The organism is Streptomyces sp. NPDC003034, from assembly GCF_053591375.1.
On the sequence record NZ_JBSFTS010000010.1, the window covers coordinates 129,612 to 145,490 of the forward strand.

A 15,879-nucleotide genomic window follows, 5' to 3' on the forward strand; every position below is an offset into this window, starting at 1 on the left:
CCGGCCCGAAGAAACCGTAGCCCGGCGTGAGGTACATGCACATGCACATCTCTGACACCAACGGACGCGGTCCGGAGCAGGCGGCGGGGGAGCACGGCCTCCTGTTCCGGGGCAGCGACGTAGAAGAACTGCACCACCTGATCAGCACGCGCTTCGCGCCGAACCGGCTCTCGGTTCTCGCCGACCACGCGCTCAACGGCCGGTTCCGGTGCTCCCACGAAGGGGCACTCGGTCTCTACGAGTTGGGCTACGGCGCCGAGGTCGAGGTCAAGCCGGGCGCGCCGCTGGACTTCTACAACATCCATGTGCCGCTCGCTGGGGACGGGGCCGTCACCGTGAACGGCAGGACGCTCTCCTCCCCGCTCAGCATCGTGGGACCGGGGCAGCAGATGTCGATGCGCTGGAACGAGGCCAGCGTCAACCGAGTCCTCGTCATTCCGCGCCGGATGGTCGACGAGGCCCTTTCCGTCCGGCTCGGGGACGTGCCGCGCAGGGCGCTCGACTTCGCCCCGGTGTTCGACGGGCGGGCCGAGCCCGTGCAGGCCTGGCTGAGCGTCGTGGGGCACTTCGCCGAGTTCGCCGGCTCCGGACTCGCCGCCCGTTCGCCGCTGGCGGTACGGCACTTCGAGCAGCTCTTGGTCAACGGCCTGCTGGACGCGCAACCCCACGTGCTCAGCGATAAGGTGGCCGGCCACGGCCCCGCGGCCCTGCCGGCCGCCGTACGCCGCGCCGCGGACTTCTGTGCCGACCACGCCCGGGAGCCCATATCCGTAGCCGACATGGCCCAGGCGGCCCGGGTGAGCGTACGGAGTCTGAGAGAGGGCTTCCGCTCGCACCTGAACACCACGCCGCTGGCGTATCTGCGCGGGGTGCGGCTCGAACGGGCGCGCCGTGACCTCCAAGCGCCCGCCGACGGCCGTACTCCGCCGACGGTCACCGACGTGGCGCTGCGCTGGGGCTTCACCCACCTGGGCCGGTTCACCGGCCACTACAGCGAGGCCTACGGGGAGACCCCCTCGCAGACGATCCGCAACGCCCGCCGGGACCAGTGAAGCCGAAGACCCGGCCGCCCCGCTATCCGGAAAAGTGCCGGCGCCCCGCCGAAAACGGATAGCCGCAGGACTCGCCCCGCGGACATGATGTGGTCCGGCCGGCCCGGAACACACCCGCCGAGGGCGCACACGCGCCGAACGGCGGCCCGCGGTCCGGGCGGCGACGCGGGCGGGATCGCACAGCGGGCAGCCACGGGGGTGCCTCCCGCGGCGATCCCGGGCCGGACGGCCCTCGGTATGGCGAGGGCCGTGGGCCCGGCACGTCACCGGCGCCCTGCGCACCCGCCCGGCGGACCACTTGCCCCCGTGCCCGCCGGGCGGGGCGCGGCCGGCTCCGCCCGTCTTACACAGGCCGGTTGTCGGTCCGTAGCGGGTAAGCCGCGGGTCAGCGCTCGTCCAGGGTGTGCGTACGGGCGACGAGGAGGGCTACGTCGTCGTGGGTGTCGGGGCGGCGCAGGGCGGCCAGCAGGAGGTCGCAGGTGTCTTCGAGCGTGCGGCTCGGCCCGGCCAGCAGGTCGGTGAGGGTCTCCAGGCGCGTGTCGATGTCCTGGTCGCGGGTTTCGATCAGGCCGTCCGTGTAGAGGACGAGGTCGTCGCCGAGGCCCAGGGTGAGCGTCGTGGTGGTGAACGGACCGCCCACGCCCAGCGGCGTGCCGGTGGGCAGGTCCAGGAGCTGCGGGTGGTGGCCCGGGCGGACGAGGACGGGCGGCATGTGACCGGCCAACGAGATCCGGCAGTGGCGGGTGTGCGGATCGTACAGGGCGTACACGCAGGTGGCCATGGCGTCGCCTAGGTCGGCGGTGGCGGTGTCGAGGTGGGTCAGGACGGTGGCCGGTTCGAGGTCGAGACGGGCCAGGGCGCGGACGGTGGCGCGCAACTGCCCCATGGTGGCCGCGGCGTTGATGCCGCTGCCCATCACATCGCCGACGACCAGCACCGTGCGGTCACCGCCCAGGGGGATCACGTCGAACCAGTCGCCTCCGGCTTCGTCGTCCCCGGTGGCCGGCTGGTAGCGGAAGGCGATGTCCATACCGGCGGTGGTGGCCGGCTGTTGCGGCAGGAGATGGCGCTGCAAGGTCACCGCGGACTGGCGCTGCTTCTGGTACCAGCGCGCGTTGTCGATGCAGACGGCGGCGCGCGCGGCCAGTTCCGAGGCGAGCAGGACGTCGTCGCGGTTGAAGGGCGCCGGGTTGCGGGCGCGTTTGAGGTCGAGGGTTCCCAGGACCTCCCCGCGCGCGATCAGGGGGACGGCGAGGTACGAGTGCACGCCGGCTTCCAGGAGCAGCCGCGCGGCCTCGGCGTCGCGGGCGATCCGGGGGAAGTCCTCGGGCCGTACGTGGGAGATGCGGACGGGTACGGCCGACCGGGCGCACTGGGTGACCAGGCGCGTCGGTCCGTACATGGCCACCTCGCCCACCGGGTCCGCGGCCTGCTCGGCGGGTGTGCGGTAGGCCGCCTTGACCGCGAGCGCACGGAAGCGCACGGCGCCGCCGTCCGTGTTCTCGCCGGGTCTCGGGCCGGCCAGGACGGTGTCGAGGACGTCGACGGCCGCGATGTCGGCGACTTCCGGGACCGCGATGTCGGACAGCTCCCGGGCGGTGACGTACAGGTCCAGCGTGGTGCCGATCCGCACCGAGGCGTCCGCGATCAGGGACAGGCGCCGGCGCGCCTGGGCGGCGGAGAGGGCCGCGTGGTGCTGCTCGGTGACGTCCACGACGGAGACGGCCACGCCGATGACGTGGTGGGCCTGGTCCTCAAGCCGGTACAGCGAAACGAGCCAGGCGTGGTCCCGCTCGGAGCTCGCGTGCGTGCGACCGGTCGTGAACGTGTCCAGGGCCGGCTCACCGGTGGTCAGGACCTCCCGCATCTGCGCCTCGATGCCGGCGCTGTCCAGGAAGGGCAGGACATGGCCGATCCGGTGGCCGAGGTGCTGCGCGGCGGACGCGCCGTTGATGCGTTCCAGAGCCGGGTTGACCAGGATGTAGCGCAGGTCCGTGTCCAGGACCGCCAGGCCGATGGGGGACTGGTCCACCAGGCGCATCGAGAGGGCGAGGTCACGCTCGACGCGCCGCAGCGTGGCCTCCTCGGACGCCAGGCCGAGGGCGAAGAGGCGCCCGTTCTCGGCCTCCAGCCGCATGTTGCGGAACTCCACGGACACGGTTCGGCCGTCCCGGTGGCGGACCGGGAACACGCCCGCCCACGTCTCGCCGCCGGACATCACCCGTGAGAACAGCCTCAGCACCACATCGCGGTGCTCCTCGCTGACCAGCAGGGAGGCCGCGTAGCGGCCCAGGGCCTCACGGGAGGTGTAGCCGAAGAGCTGCTGAGCCTGCGGGCTCCACAACCGGATGCTGCCCTCGGCGTCCAGGACGACCGCCGCCACCCCCAGTACGTCGAGCAGGCCGCCGGCCGCGAGCGAGGGATCCACCGGCCCGACCGGTGTCCCCGCCGCGGCTCGCCATGCCTCCGCATCCGCCATCCCTGGCCCTCCTGCACAGTCGCCGCGTGTGAGCGGCCCGCTCACACCGGGCCGGATCGACCGACGCCCCCCTCATCGTCTGCCCAGGACACCGTCACGTCGACATGACGGCCCCGAAAGCCGCACCACGGAGCCGCGGGGCAGTGGCACGCCGGAGGCTGCCCACGGCCCGTAATCTCACATTTTCCTGTTCATTCGAACAGCTCTGTGTTAGAAAGTGGGTATGGGAGTAGCGAATCGTCTCGATCTCACACTGCGGCTGGTGCAGGGCCCCGGCCGCGTTTCCGTGGCCGAGCTGGCGCAGCGGCTCGGCGTGTCGGAGATGACGGTGCGGCGCGATCTGGACGAGCTGGAGCGCCAGGGCGTGGTGAAGCGGATACGCGGTGGCGCCGTCGCCACGCGGTCGCGCGAGGAGGAGCCGGGATTCGCGGCCCGCGTGGAGTGGCAGGCGGCGACCAAGGACCGGCTGGGCCGCGCCGTCGCGGAGCTGGTGGAGCCCGGGTCGACCGTACTGCTCGACGCGGGCACCACGACCCTGGCGGCGGCCGAGCACCTGGTGGCCCGGGCACCGTTGACGGTGGCGGTCCTCAGTCTGCAATGCGCCGTACGGCTGGCCGACCGGCCGGGGATCCGGCTGCTGGTCATCGGTGGTCAAACCCGTGCCGGGGAAGGATCGCTGGTCGGGCCCCTCACCGCACGGGCCCTGGAAGCCATGGCGTTCGACGTGTACCTCATGTCGATCGGAGGGGTCCAGGCCCAGCACGGATGGTCGGAATTCTCCCTGGACGACGCCGCGGTGAAGCAGTCCGGCCTCGCCCAGTCCTCGCGGACCATCGCCGTGGCCGATGCCACCAAGCTCGGAGTGCGCGCCTTCAGCAAGGTCGCCCCACTGGGAGCCGTGGACACCTTCGTCACCGACACCGCGGCCGACGACGGCGGTACCCACCCCAGCGGGCCGGAGACGCTGTCCGCCCTGCGCGACGCCGGCGTCGACATCGTCCTGTCCTGACCCGACCCCTCGTACGGAGTGATCCCGTGCCTGCTGTACCCCACCCTTCCCCCTCGGGAGCCGCGCCGCGGCCGCCCGCGGCGCAAGGCGATCCGCTCCACGACGCCTACGTGGCGAAGATCAACGCGGCGGTCGCCGCGGGCCGGGACGACCTCGTCGCCGAACTCGCCGCCGCTTACGAACGGGAGGCCGGCGGCCGTGCCGGAGAGCCGCGGAGCTCGCTGCCGTAGGCGTCGGAGTCATCTGAGCGATCTGATCCCACCGAGCCCACCCAACCCACGAAACCCAACAAACCCACGGAGCGACCGAACCGTTCGGGCCGTAGCGTGCGTCTTCCGTCCGTAAGACGAGCTCTGACGATGAGGAGAAGGACTTTGGAGACCGCAGGAGCAACCCCCACCCGCCGCGCCGTCCTGGCCATCGGCGCGGCGGCGGCCCTGACGGCCGCCGGACCCGGCACCGCGTCGGCGGCATCGGCGGCATCGGCGGCATCGGCGGGTTCTACGCGTTCCACGGGTGCTACGGGCTCGGCGCCGGGCGCGGACGACCTCGCCGACCGGCTGGCGGCGCTCGAAAGGGACCACGGCGCTCGCCTGGGAGTGTTCGCCCTGGACACGGCGACCGGCCGCACGGTGCTCCACCGGGCGGACGAGCGCTTTCCGATGTGCTCCGTGTTCAAGACGCTCGCCGCCGCGGCCGTCCTGCGCGACCTCGACCACGACGGCGAATACCTCGCCCGGCGCATCCGGTACGGCGACAAGACCGTCAAGCGCTCCGGCTACTCCCCGCAGACCAGCCTGCCCGAGAATCTCGCCCACGGCATGACCATCGGCGAACTGTGCTCCGCCGCCATCTCCTTCAGCGACAACACCGCGGCGAACCTCCTGCTGCGGGAGCTGGGCGGTCCCACGGCCATCACCGCGTTCTGCCGCTCGATCGGGGACCGTGCCACCCGCCTCGACCGGTGGGAACCGAAGCTGAACTCCGCCGAACCGGAACGGGAGACCGACACCACGAATCCTCGCGCCATCGGCCAGACCTACGCCCGGCTCGTCCTCGGAGACGTACTGGAAGCGGGCGACCGGGACCGGCTGACGGGGTGGCTGCTGGCGAATACCACCAGTGACGAGAGGCTCCGCAAGGGCCTTCCGGCCGACTGGAGCGTCGCGGACAAGACCGGTGGCGGATCGTACGGAACCAATAACAACGTGGGCATCGCCTGGCCCCCGCACCGCCCGCCGATCGTACTGGCCATCCTGACGACCCAGTACGTCCGCGACGCGAAGGCGGACGACCCGCTGATCGCGGAAGCCTCCCGGCTCGTGGCGGCGGCGCTGGTCTGACCTCGTCTGCCCCACCCCTGTCGTGGCCGGCGCGGGGCCGGAACTCCGGCCCCGCGCTGCGGAATCCACGGGCGGCCCCGGCGGTTGACCAGGCATGGCAGTCATCCACGCGACCACAATGACCCCCGGCAAGCTCGAACTCCTCGCCTCGTGGCTCCCCACGCAGCCCTGGTACCTCGGCGCCGGCAGCGCACCCGAATTGAGCGGGGCCGGCGGTTTCCGGCTCGACGACCCCGAGGGGGAGGTGGGAATGGAGTTCATGGTGATCGAGGACCGGTCCGGCACACAACCGGTCGCCTACCACGTACCCGTGACCTACCGTGGAGCTCCCCTCGACGCGGCGGAGCACGCCCTGATCGGCACCTCCGAGCACGGCGTGCTCGGACGCCGCTGGGTGTACGACGGCGCCCACGACCCCGTTCTCATCGGCCGGTTGCTCGCGCTGCTCCAGGGTCGCGCCGAACCGCAGCACCAGAGCACGAGTGACACCCCCGATCCCTCGGTCACCGCTCACTTCGCCGGGGCGGGCCTGTCGCCCTCCACCGGATGCACGGCCGTCGGCAACGGGCCGGACGGCACCGATCTCGTCCTGGACCCGGCGGCGCCGGACGGCCCGCACACCCTCACGGTGACACGCGTCCTGCGGCCGGACCCGGACGGCGACGGCGCGTCCGGACCGGCCGGGACGCACGGGCACGTGGCAGCCGGCTGGAGCTCCGCGGACGGTACGCGGCACCGCGCCGCCTTCGCGGTGCTCAAGTAGCCGCCTCCCTCTCTCCCTTCCTCCTTCTGCCCCTTCCCTTCCCTCTCTCCTTCCCCCTGTCCCTTCTGTCCTTTCCGGCCTGGTGTGTTCGGGTGTGAGGGGGCGCGCGAGAAACCGAGTGCGCCTCTTCCACAAGAATTCCGGTGACCGGTGTGCACGATGCGGCGCCTTTTCCGATGGGGTGGTGCTGAGGAGCGCTCGGCGCTCCACGGCTGCCGGACACGGGGCAGGCAGCGCTGTACGCACACACCAGTGGGAAGGTCTTTCGCCGAAGTGAACCTTGCCGACCATGTCGCCCTCGCGCTGATAGTCACCACCGCGCTCCGCGTGTCCGCCCAGCAGCAGCGGGGGAGCGCATGAGCGAAGGAGAGTTCGACCCGTCGGGGGACCAGGCGGTCTCCAGCGAACTGGCGGGCGTCCTGCCCGTGGACTTCACGGCCTTCCACTCCCAGCACCACCGCGCCTACTTGCGCTACGCCCACTTGCAACTGGGCACGCCCCGGGACGCCGAGGAGGCCGTCGACGACGTCTTTACCTTCCTGCTGAAGGTCTGGCCCCACGCCCTGCGGGAGGAGAGCCTGCACGCCTTCGCCTGGGCCGCCCTGCGCGAGCACGTCGACCGGAGGCTGACGGTGCTGGACCGGCCGGTGGCCATGGTGGAGACGGCGTGGTTCGCGGCGCTGCGCCGGTCCTCACGGGAACGCCTGGAGCTGCTGGAGTCGAAGCTCGGCCTGTACGCGGCGATCGCGGAGCTGTCCGAGCGGCACTACGACGTGGTGCTGCTGGCCTTCCTGCTGGGCAACGACTACGACACGGTCGCCCGGATGATGGGGATCGCCCCGGCGACGGTCCGCTCGCACGTCCGCGGCGCACGCCGCACCCTGTCCCGCAAGCTCGGGGTGGACTGGATCCCCGGAGAGGAGAAGGACCAGTGAGCGACATGACACGCGAGGGCGACATGCCGCTGTGCGGGCTGGACGCGGCGCTGCAGGAGGCGACGGTGCTGGCGGAGGAGTACGCCGGATACGACGAGTACGCGGCCCGCCGCCGGATCGCCCGCCGCGTCGTGGCCGACCGCGCCCGCTCGGCGACGACCACCGCCGCACGGACCGGGCTGCCGGTGCCGGGCCAGAGAGTGCCGGCCGTCTCCGATCGGCTGGTGCTGGACGCCGCGTGCCACGTACGCGCGGCCAGGAGCCTGGACGACACGGCCAGGTGCCTGGTGGAGAGCAGGGCCTTCGCCCGGCGCGCCCTGGCGGCGGGTTCGTGGCCCCACAGCATGCCGTCGGCGTTGCTGTTCGCCAGTCTGCTGCACCTCGCCGGGAAGATGGAGAGCGCGCAGTTCTGGTTCCAGTACGCGGCCGGAGCCGATTCCCAAACCGCCGCCCGCTGCCTGTACCTCCACCATCTCGCCCGCGCGGAGATCTCCACCGCCCGGCACTGGAACCGCCAGGCCCGGACGCTCCCCCCGGATGACGACCTGCCGGCCCTGCCGGAGATCCCGGCCGACCTCGAAGACGCCCTCGGCGCCTCCGTCATCTGGACCACCCCGCCCCTCACCACCCAGGACCTCACCACCCTCACGGGCGGCCCCGGCCGGTCCGGACGCACCGGCTACCGGCTTCCCGCCCGGCTGCACCGAGCCGTCACCGCGCGGCTCTCGGCGGCGGACCCGGATGTGGGAGAGGTCTTCTGCCCCGGCCCGCAGGTCGCGGTCGCCGTCGCCCAGCACGCACGGCTCAGCCCCCTGAACCTGACGGAGGAGGCCAACGCATGGGCGCTCAAAGCACTCAAGGCCCCTCAGCTGACCCAGGCGGCCCGCAGGTCGCCCGAGGGGCAGCCGGCCCCGGCCGCCCTGGAATCCGTACACCACGCCTTGCGCGTACTGGAGATCATCAACCGCCACTCGGGCGGGGTGAGCCTCACGCAGATCGCCCGTGAGACGAAACTGCCGCAGCTGGTGCTGGCCCGGGTGATGGAGCAGCTGATCCGGGCCGAACTGGCCGCGGCGACCGGGCCGGAGGCCTACGTCGCCGGCACCGCCCTGCTCCTGACCGAAGCGGTGAACGAGCACGGGCGAGGGCAGCTCCACGAAGCCCTCGCCTGGGTGAGGGACGCGGTCGGCGCCGCCGTCTACGTCGCCCGGTACACCGACGGAGAGGTCTCGATCACCCAGTACGCCGACGGGCCGGCGACACCGCTGGTGGAGGAATGGGTGGACTTCCGCGCCGCGGCCCACGCATCCGCCGTCGGCAAGGCGCTCCTGACCCAGCTGGACTACGACGGCCGCAGGGACCACTTGTCCCGCCACCGGACCGCCCGCCTCACCTCCCACACCATCACCAGTCAGCAGGTCCTCTTCCACCAACTCGATGAACGCCGGCCCAACGCGCCGCTGCTGGACCTCCAGGAGTACGCGCTGGGCACGGTGTGCGCGGCGGTCCCGATCACCGCCGGTCCGAACGCGCAATGCCTGGCCCTGTCCATCCCGGCCCCCGACCCCCACCGCCTCAAGCAGGCCGCCCGGATCCTGCAGAGCGAGGCCGCCGCCGTCCTGCTCGCACTCGTCGTCGCCGGCAGCCCGGGCGCACCGCGCAAGGAAGGCTGCAAGGAAGGATCCGTCACCACGGGCACGGCGCAGCGGGACGAGCCCCCGCGAACCGGCGCCGCCGGACCCGGGAGCGGCATCCTGACCACGACCGGCTAGGTCCAGGCACCGCCTGCCCGGCCCTGCCGGAAGCGGTCGAGCCCGTGGGCGAGGTCCACGATCGGCTCCGGGTAGTCGTACCGCGCGCGCTCCGCCGCCGGCAGCCGCCACGGCTCGTGGACGCGCGGGGCGGCGAGCGCGGCCAGCTCGGGCACCCAGCGGTGCACGTAGCGGCCCAGCGGGTCGTACCGCAGGCCCTGCCGGACCGGATTGAGGACCCGGTTGGGGCGCGTGTCGGTGCCGGTGCCGGCCACCCACTGCCAGTTGAGCTGGTTGTTCGCCACGTCACCGTCTACGAGGAGGTCCAGGAAGTGGCGGGCGCCGGTGCGCCAGTCGACGTACAGGGTCTTGGTCAGGAAGCTCGCCGCCAGCATGCGGCCCCTGTTGTGCATCCAGCCCTCGTGCCGCAGCTGGCGCATGGCCGCGTCGACCACGGGGTAGCCGGTGCGGCCGTCCTTCCAGGCCTCGATGTCCTCCTCGGCCTCGGGGCCGGTGCGCCACCGGTCGTGGCGGGGGCGGTAGTCCCTCGCGGCCGTCTCCGGCCGGGCGGCGAGCACCTGGTAGTGGAAGTCGCGCCAGCACAACTGCCGTACGAAGGCATCGGCGCCGCCCCCGCCGACCGCGCGGGCGCCGAGGACCGCCTCGGTGGGCGACAGGGCGCCGAAGTGCAGGTACGGGGAGAGGCGGGAGGTGGCGTCGCCCGCCAGGTCGTCGTGGGTCTCCTCGTAGTCGGTGACACCCGAACCGAGCCAGCCCGCCAGGAGGCGGCGGGCTCGGATCTCGCCGCCTCGCGGGAGGCCCGGGGAGGTTCCGGGGACGGCGGCGCGCGCGGGCAGCGGTTCCGAGCCGACGCCGTCGGGGACGCGGACCGTCCGGGGGGCGGGGGCGGCGGCGCGCAGCGGCTCGGCGGCCCAGCGGCGGAGGTAGGGGGTGAAGACGGCGAAGTGGCCGGAGGCGGCCGGGTGGACGGTCCCCGGGGCGACGACGGTGACCACCGCCTCGTGCACGTAAAGGCGGGCGCCGGCGGCTTCGAGGGCGGCGCGCAGCCGGTCCTCGCGGGCATGGGCGTACGCGCTGACCCCGGCGGCCATGTGCACCTCGCGCGCGCCGGTCTCCCGTACGAGGGAGCACACTTCGGTGACGGCGTCGCCGGAGCGGATGACGAGCCGGCCGCCGCGCGAGCGCAGCCCGGTGTCGAGATCGGTCAGGCAGTCGGCCAGGAAGGCCTGCCGGTTGGGCGGTGCGAAGCCGGCGGCCGAGATGGCCCGGTCGCGGACGAAGAGCGGGACCACTGCCTCGCAGGAGGCCAGCGCCGCGCGCAGCGGCGGATGGTCGTGCAGGCGCAGGTCGGAGGTGTAGAGGACCACCGCGACGTTCATGATGTGCCGCTCCATGGCGTTCAGGTCCGCGGGGGACGAGGGGCGGCGGGTACCTCGGCGGACCGGCCCCGGGCGGATGGCGCCGCCGAGCGCGCGCCGGCCTCCTGGTCCAGGCGTTCGGCGGCGCGCGCGATGTTGCGGGCCATGCCGCCGAAGACCACGGCGTGGAAGGGCGACACGCTCCACCAGTACAGATGCCCGAGCAGTCCGTGGGGGTGGAACAGCGCCCGCTGCCGGTAGCGCACGCGGGGACGGGGCTCGGCGGCGGCGCGGATGGCTGGGGCGGAAACGGGCTCCGGACCGCCGCCGTGCTCCCTGCCCGCGCCGTGCTCCCGGCCCGCGCCGGGGTCACTGTCCCGGCCGGGGTCCGGGTCCGCCACCGGGTCCGCGCACATCTCCAGCCAGGCGAGGCCCGGCAGCCGCATTTCGGCGCGCAGGCGCAGCATGCGGCCCGGTTCGATCTCCTCCACCCGCCAGAAGTCCAGCGAATCGCCCACCCGCAGCCGCGCCGCGTCCCGGCGGCCCCGGCGGATGCCGACACCGCCGACCAGCCGGTCGAGCCAGCCGCGCACGGCCCAGGCCAGCGGGAAGGAGTACCAGCCGTGGTCCCCGCCGATGCCCTCCACCACCTGCCACAGGGCGGCCGGCGACGCGTCGACGGTCCGTGCGCGCCGGTCGGTGTACAGGCTGCCGCCCGCCCAGTCGGGGTCCGTGGGCAGCGGGTCGCTGGGCGCCCCCGGGAGGGAGGCCGAGGACCAGCGGGTGGTCACCTCGGCCTCCCGCACCCGCTGCAGGGCGAGCGTGAGGGCCTGGTCGAAGCCGAGGGGCGCGCCGGGCGGGTCGGGGACGTAGCGAGCGATGTCGTGCTCCGCACAGACCACTTCGTGCCGCAGTGATTCCGCGAGCGGTCTGGCCAGGGAGCGCGGTACGGGGGTGACCAGGCCGATCCAGAGGCTGGACAGCCTCGGGGTGAGCATCGGGACGCGCAGGATGAGCCGGTGCGGCAGCCGCGCGACGACGGCGTACTTGCGCATCATCTCCTCGTACGTGAGCACGTCCGGCCCGCCGATGTCGAAGGCCCGGTCGACCTCGGGACCCATGGCCGCGCTCCCGACCAGGTAGCGCAGCACGTCCCGGACGGCGATGGGCTGGCAGCGGGTGCCGACCCAGCTGGGCGTGATCATGACGGGCAGGCGTTCGGTGAGGTAGCGCAGCATCTCGAAGGAGGCGGAGCCGGAGCCGATGATGACGGCCGCGCGCAGGACGGTGGCCGGCACGGCCCCGGCGAGGAAGATCTCGCCGACCTCGGCGCGGGAGCGCAGGTGCGGGGAGAGGTCCCGGACGGGGATGCCGGCGGGGGTGAGTCCGCCGAGGTAGACGATGCGGCGGACCCCGGCGGCGTGGGCCTGTTCGGCGAAGACGCGGGCGGCGGTGCGATCGCGTGCCTCGAAACCGGAGCCGCCGCCGAGGGCGTGGACGAGGTAGTAGGCGACGTCGATGCCGCGCAGGGCCTCCGCCACGGACCGTGGGTCGGTGGCGTCGCCGCGGACGACCTCGGCGCGACCGGCCCAGGGATGGTCGCGCAGCTTCTCGGGCGAGCGGGCCAGGCAGCGGACGCGGTGCCCGGCTTCCAGCAGCTCGGGCACCAGCCGGCCGCCGATGTAGCCGGTGGCTCCGGTGACCAGGCAGTGCAGGCCCGTCATGGCTGTCTCCGCTCCTCTTGGCCCCGCCGGGACTCCGGGAAGGCTCGCGAAGCGGCCCTCGGTGTCATTGGTACAGGCGCGGCCGCAGGTGCGCGAACGCGACACCCGCGTCCTGCTCGGGCGGACGGGCGGACGGACGGACCGAGGTACGGAGCCGCGCGCGGGCGGGCCCCGGCCGTCCACCGCCTCACGGCCGCCGGCGCGGCGGCCGCAGCGAGCGCAGGGCCGTACGCGCGGCGTTCGCCCCCGGCGCCCCGTGGACGCCGCCTCCCGGGTGCGCCGACGCGGAGGCCAGGTAGAGGCCGCGTACGGGCGTCCGCGGCCGGCCGCTACCGGGAACCGGACGCAGCAGCAACTGCTGGTGCAGGCTGGTCGTGCCCTGGTTGACCGCGCCGCCGACGAGAGCGGGGTTGAGCCGTTCCAGATCGGGCGGGGCGAGCACGCGCCGCGCACGGATCGCGCTGCGGAAGCCGGGGGCGAGCCGCTCGATCCGGGACTCCACCCGGGCGGCGATCGCTTCCTTCTCCCGCTCGTCCCACAGCCCGGTGATGCCGTCCTCACCGGCGTCGCCGAGGACCCGCTGCGGCACGTGCGTATAGCACCAGGCGGATTCGGTACCGGCAGGCGAACGGCTCGGGTCGGCCGTCGTCATCTGGCCGAGGATGACGAAGGGCGCGTCGGGCACCCTGCTCATGGCCAGCTGCCCGGCGAACCGCGTCAGATGGTCCATCCCGTCCGCCAGGTGAAGGGTCCCGGCACCGTGCGCGCCCTCGGCGTGCCAGGGGATCGGGCGCGAAAGGGCCCAGTCGATCTTGACGGTCGCCAGGTCCCACTGGAAGCGCCGCAGGTCCCCGCGGAGCAAGGGCGGCAGGTGCTCCTCCCCGACGAGGCACTCGTACAGGAGCGGAGCCGGTACGTCGGCCAGTACGGCCCGGCGTACCGGGATCTCGGCGCCGTCCTGCGTGCGCACCGCGACCGCACGCCCGTCCCGGACCACCACCCGGGTCACCGCCCGCCCGCAGTGCAGGACGCCGCCGCGGGCCTCCAGCCGCCGGACGAGCGCCGCGGAGAGCTGCCCGGCGCCGCCGACGGGCACGGGGAAGCCGTGTTCCTGGCCCAGCATGCACATGAGCCAGCCGAAGCCGCCGCCGAGGGCGGATTCCGGACCGAGGTCCGCGTGGAGCGCGTTGCCCGCGACGAGCAGGCGGGCACCCTCACCGGCGAACTGCTCCTCGCCGAACCGGCGCGCGGGCAGCAGCATCGTCCGCGCGAGCCGCAGTCCTTCGGCGGCCCGCAGCCGGGCCGCGAGCCGCAGGCCCGGCCGGACGGGCGGGAAGGGCGTGAACAGACACCCGGTCAGGTCGTCGCCGATCCGCTGCCAGAGCCGGTACAGGCGCTCCCACGCCGCGCCGTCACCCGGGGCGAAACGCCCGACCGAGGCGGCCGTGTCCCGTGGATCGGCGGCGAGGACCGCGCACCGGCCGTCCGGCAGCGGGTGGGCGACGACGGCGGGGGAGCGGCTCCACCGCAGCCCCTCGTCCTCCAGGCGGAGCCGCCGGATGACCGGCGAGGCCGCGGCCAGCGGGTAGAAGGCGCTGAACAGGTCGTGGACGAAGTCCGGGTCGAGGCCCCGGTCACTGCGTACCGCTCCTCCCGGCTCGTCCCGGGCTTCCAGGACGACGACCTGCCAGCCCGCGTCGCACAGGAGGTTGGCGGCCACCAGACCGTTCGGACCGGCCCCGATCACGACGGCGTCAGGCGCCGTCACGGGAGCTGCCCTTCCCCCGACTCCACCGCGTGCCCCGATTCGACCGGGTGCCCCGATTCCACGACGTGGGCGAGACGCGACAGCATGTTGCGGTGCCGCAGCTGGAGGAGCGCGTCGAACGCGGCGGTGTGGAAGGTGGCCGCCGGTCCGCGCAAGGGGTGCTCGTCGACGATGACGAGGGTGTCCTCGCCCCAGGGCTTCACCTCGATGGCGATCCGGGCGCTGCCGGCCTTTCCGCTCAAGGCTTCGAGCTCCAGGCGCCGGCCCGGCTCCAGGATGCGCACGATGGTACGGCCTGTATAGGTCCACGGGCCGAACTTCAGCTGGTACTTCAAGGCGGACCCCTCCCGTGGCCAGCCCCCGTCGTCCTCCCACGAGGCATGGGTCCCGACCACCCAGTCGGCGTACCGGCGGCCGTCGCTCAGCACCGCCCACACGTCAGCGGGCGGGCGGCGGATGAGCCGGTGGCGCTCTGCCATGAGAATCTCCCTGTCAGCGGTCCTGTACTCGATGGGATCTGTTGTGCGGCCTCGACGGACGGTTCCGGGGCGCGTCAGCCGCGGCGCGTGCCGTGCGGCGGCGCGGGAGCCCGGGGGCATCCGGGGGCCGCCCGTACCAGAAGCGCTGTTGCGCCCCCCGCCACGGCCGCGGCCGCGCCACGGCGCAGAGCCGTGCGCCAGCCGCTTCCGCGTCCGCCCCGCACCGCCGCGTTCCGCGCGGTCGGCGCGTACAGCGTCCCGGTGGTCTGCGGTGCGGTGCCCGGTGCGCCGAAGTACGCGTGGTCGGTGCGCCAGGTGACGACCCTTCGGACGAGCCCGGGGGCCAGCGCGTGGGCGAGCGCCAGCAAGCCCGTGTACGGGCCGACCAGTACGCGCCGCCTCGGGCGGCGGACCGTGCCGACGACGGCGCGGGCGACCCGTTCCGGAGTGGCGACCGGGGGCATGGAACGCAGGCGCCGGCCGGTGTGGTTGGCCGCGTTGTGGAAGAAGGGGGTGTCCACCGCGCCCGGAAGCAGCGTGCACACCGTGATGCCCCGCGCGCCGGTCAGGGACAGTTCCTGGCGCAGTACGTGGTCGAAGGTGGTCAGGGCCGCCTTCGACATCACGTAGCCCGACATGTACGGAGCCTGCACGACGCCGCCCAGCATGGACGAGACGTCGATGAGCAGGGACCGCCGCTGGCGGCGCATGACGGGAACGGCCGCGCGCGCCCCGTACACGGCGCCCATCAGGTTGACGTCGAGCAGGCGGCGCAGGTCGGCGGGGGGCGTCTGGTCGAAGCGGCCGAAGATGCCCACGGCCGCCGCGTTCACCCAGACGTCGATCCTGCCGTACCGCGAGACAGCCGCCTCGGCGAGTGCGTCCACGGCCGCGGCATCGGTCACATCGGTGGGCACGGCGAAACCCTCGGCCTGGCGGTGGGCGGCGTCGCACTGGGCGGCGACGGCCCGCAGCGACTCCTCGCTGCGGGCCGCCAGGACCACCTTCGCCCCGCGCCGCGCACACGCCAGTGCGGTGGCACGGCCGATCCCGCTCGACGCGCCCGTGATCACGACGACCCGCCCTCGCATCCTCATGCGTGGCGTCTCACCTGGATTCCCGACTTCATGCCTGCGCGCGGGACCGACTGTCTCCCGGCCCGGGCGCCACGACCGCTCCGCCCCGGCGTACGGGGCG

General features: G+C 73.5%; 12 protein-coding genes and 1 pseudogene. 7 read left to right on the forward strand and 6 right to left on the reverse strand.

Annotated features, from left to right (window positions below):
• The first annotated feature begins 41 nt into the window (after nt 1-41).
• Complete coding sequence (locus ACWDX7_RS13695) at nt 42-1,052, forward strand: AraC family transcriptional regulator (RefSeq protein ID WP_451491601.1); 1,011 nt, start codon at nt 42-44, stop codon at nt 1,050-1,052.
• A gap of 385 nt (nt 1,053-1,437) precedes the next feature.
• Here ACWDX7_RS13695 and ACWDX7_RS13700 read toward each other — a convergent pair whose 3' ends face one another.
• A complete protein-coding gene (locus ACWDX7_RS13700; RefSeq protein WP_451491600.1) occupies nt 1,438-3,531 on the reverse strand; it encodes a SpoIIE family protein phosphatase in 2,094 nt (697 codons plus the stop codon).
• 223 nt (nt 3,532-3,754) lie between these two features.
• Between ACWDX7_RS13700 and ACWDX7_RS13705 the strand changes: the two genes are divergently transcribed.
• The 6 genes and pseudogenes from ACWDX7_RS13705 to ACWDX7_RS13730 all read left to right on the forward strand — a co-directional run.
• The gene (locus tag ACWDX7_RS13705; protein WP_451491599.1) at nt 3,755-4,540 is read left to right on the forward strand and encodes a DeoR/GlpR family DNA-binding transcription regulator; all 786 of its coding nucleotides are present in this window, start codon (nt 3,755-3,757) and stop codon (nt 4,538-4,540) included.
• A gap of 26 nt (nt 4,541-4,566) precedes the next feature.
• Entirely contained in the window at nt 4,567-4,770 is a 204-nt protein-coding gene (locus ACWDX7_RS13710; RefSeq protein WP_451491598.1) for a hypothetical protein, read from the forward strand.
• 129 nt (nt 4,771-4,899) lie between these two features.
• Nucleotides 4,900-5,883 carry a class A beta-lactamase gene (gene bla / locus ACWDX7_RS13715; protein WP_451491597.1) on the forward strand — a complete coding sequence of 328 codons (984 nt, stop codon included), beginning with the start codon at nt 4,900-4,902 and terminating at the stop codon, nt 5,881-5,883.
• A gap of 94 nt (nt 5,884-5,977) precedes the next feature.
• A complete protein-coding gene (locus tag ACWDX7_RS13720; RefSeq protein WP_451491596.1) occupies nt 5,978-6,646 on the forward strand; it encodes a maltokinase N-terminal cap-like domain-containing protein in 669 nt (222 codons plus the stop codon).
• Nucleotides 6,647-7,002: 356 nt separating this feature from the next.
• Complete coding sequence (locus ACWDX7_RS13725; protein WP_451491595.1) at nt 7,003-7,581, forward strand: RNA polymerase sigma factor; 579 nt, start codon at nt 7,003-7,005, stop codon at nt 7,579-7,581.
• An 869-nt stretch (nt 7,582-8,450) separates the two neighbouring features.
• A pseudogene (locus ACWDX7_RS13730) lies at nt 8,451-9,218 on the forward strand (IclR family transcriptional regulator domain-containing protein); the annotation flags it as partial.
• A 131-nt stretch (nt 9,219-9,349) separates the two neighbouring features.
• Here the strand turns inward: ACWDX7_RS13730 and ACWDX7_RS13735 are convergent.
• The 5 genes from ACWDX7_RS13735 to ACWDX7_RS13755 all read right to left on the reverse strand — a co-directional run bounded on the left by ACWDX7_RS13735 (nt 9,350) and on the right by ACWDX7_RS13755 (nt 15,779).
• Complete coding sequence (locus tag ACWDX7_RS13735) at nt 9,350-10,732, reverse strand: cryptochrome/photolyase family protein (protein ID WP_451491594.1); 1,383 nt, start codon at nt 10,730-10,732, stop codon at nt 9,350-9,352.
• Between the two features lie 20 nt (nt 10,733-10,752).
• Nucleotides 10,753-12,435 (reverse strand): SDR family oxidoreductase, encoded by a 1,683-nt coding sequence (locus ACWDX7_RS13740; protein ID WP_451491593.1) that lies wholly within the window; start codon nt 12,433-12,435, stop codon nt 10,753-10,755.
• Between the two features lie 187 nt (nt 12,436-12,622).
• Entirely contained in the window at nt 12,623-14,203 is a 1,581-nt protein-coding gene (locus tag ACWDX7_RS13745) for a phytoene desaturase family protein (protein ID WP_451491592.1), read from the reverse strand.
• On the reverse strand, nt 14,200-14,682 hold the full coding sequence (locus ACWDX7_RS13750) for an SRPBCC family protein (protein ID WP_451491591.1): 483 nt from the start codon (nt 14,680-14,682) through the stop codon (nt 14,200-14,202). Before ACWDX7_RS13750 ends, ACWDX7_RS13745 begins: the two co-directional genes overlap by 4 nt.
• Nucleotides 14,683-14,756: 74 nt before the next feature.
• Nucleotides 14,757-15,779: an SDR family NAD(P)-dependent oxidoreductase gene (locus ACWDX7_RS13755; protein WP_451491590.1), complete on the reverse strand. Its 1,023-nt coding sequence runs from the start codon at nt 15,777-15,779 to the stop codon at nt 14,757-14,759.
• Nucleotides 15,780-15,879: the final 100 nt, after the last annotated feature.

Excerpts from the sequence above, each read along its gene's own strand:
- ACWDX7_RS13695 (WP_451491601.1), top strand. The coding sequence starts at position 42 with ATGCACATCTCTGACACCAACGGACGCGGTCCGGAGCAGGCGGCGGGG.
- ACWDX7_RS13700 (WP_451491600.1), bottom strand. The coding sequence starts at position 3,531 with ATGGCGGATGCGGAGGCATGGCGAGCCGCGGCGGGGACACCGGTCGGG.
- ACWDX7_RS13705 (WP_451491599.1), top strand. The coding sequence starts at position 3,755 with ATGGGAGTAGCGAATCGTCTCGATCTCACACTGCGGCTGGTGCAGGGC.
- bla (WP_451491597.1), top strand. The coding sequence starts at position 4,900 with ATGAGGAGAAGGACTTTGGAGACCGCAGGAGCAACCCCCACCCGCCGC.
- ACWDX7_RS13720 (WP_451491596.1), top strand. The coding sequence starts at position 5,978 with ATGGCAGTCATCCACGCGACCACAATGACCCCCGGCAAGCTCGAACTC.
- ACWDX7_RS13725 (WP_451491595.1), top strand. The coding sequence starts at position 7,003 with ATGAGCGAAGGAGAGTTCGACCCGTCGGGGGACCAGGCGGTCTCCAGC.
- ACWDX7_RS13735 (WP_451491594.1), bottom strand. The coding sequence starts at position 10,732 with ATGAACGTCGCGGTGGTCCTCTACACCTCCGACCTGCGCCTGCACGAC.
- ACWDX7_RS13740 (WP_451491593.1), bottom strand. The coding sequence starts at position 12,435 with ATGACGGGCCTGCACTGCCTGGTCACCGGAGCCACCGGCTACATCGGC.
- ACWDX7_RS13750 (WP_451491591.1), bottom strand. The coding sequence starts at position 14,682 with ATGGCAGAGCGCCACCGGCTCATCCGCCGCCCGCCCGCTGACGTGTGG.
- ACWDX7_RS13755 (WP_451491590.1), bottom strand. The coding sequence starts at position 15,779 with ATGAGGATGCGAGGGCGGGTCGTCGTGATCACGGGCGCGTCGAGCGGG.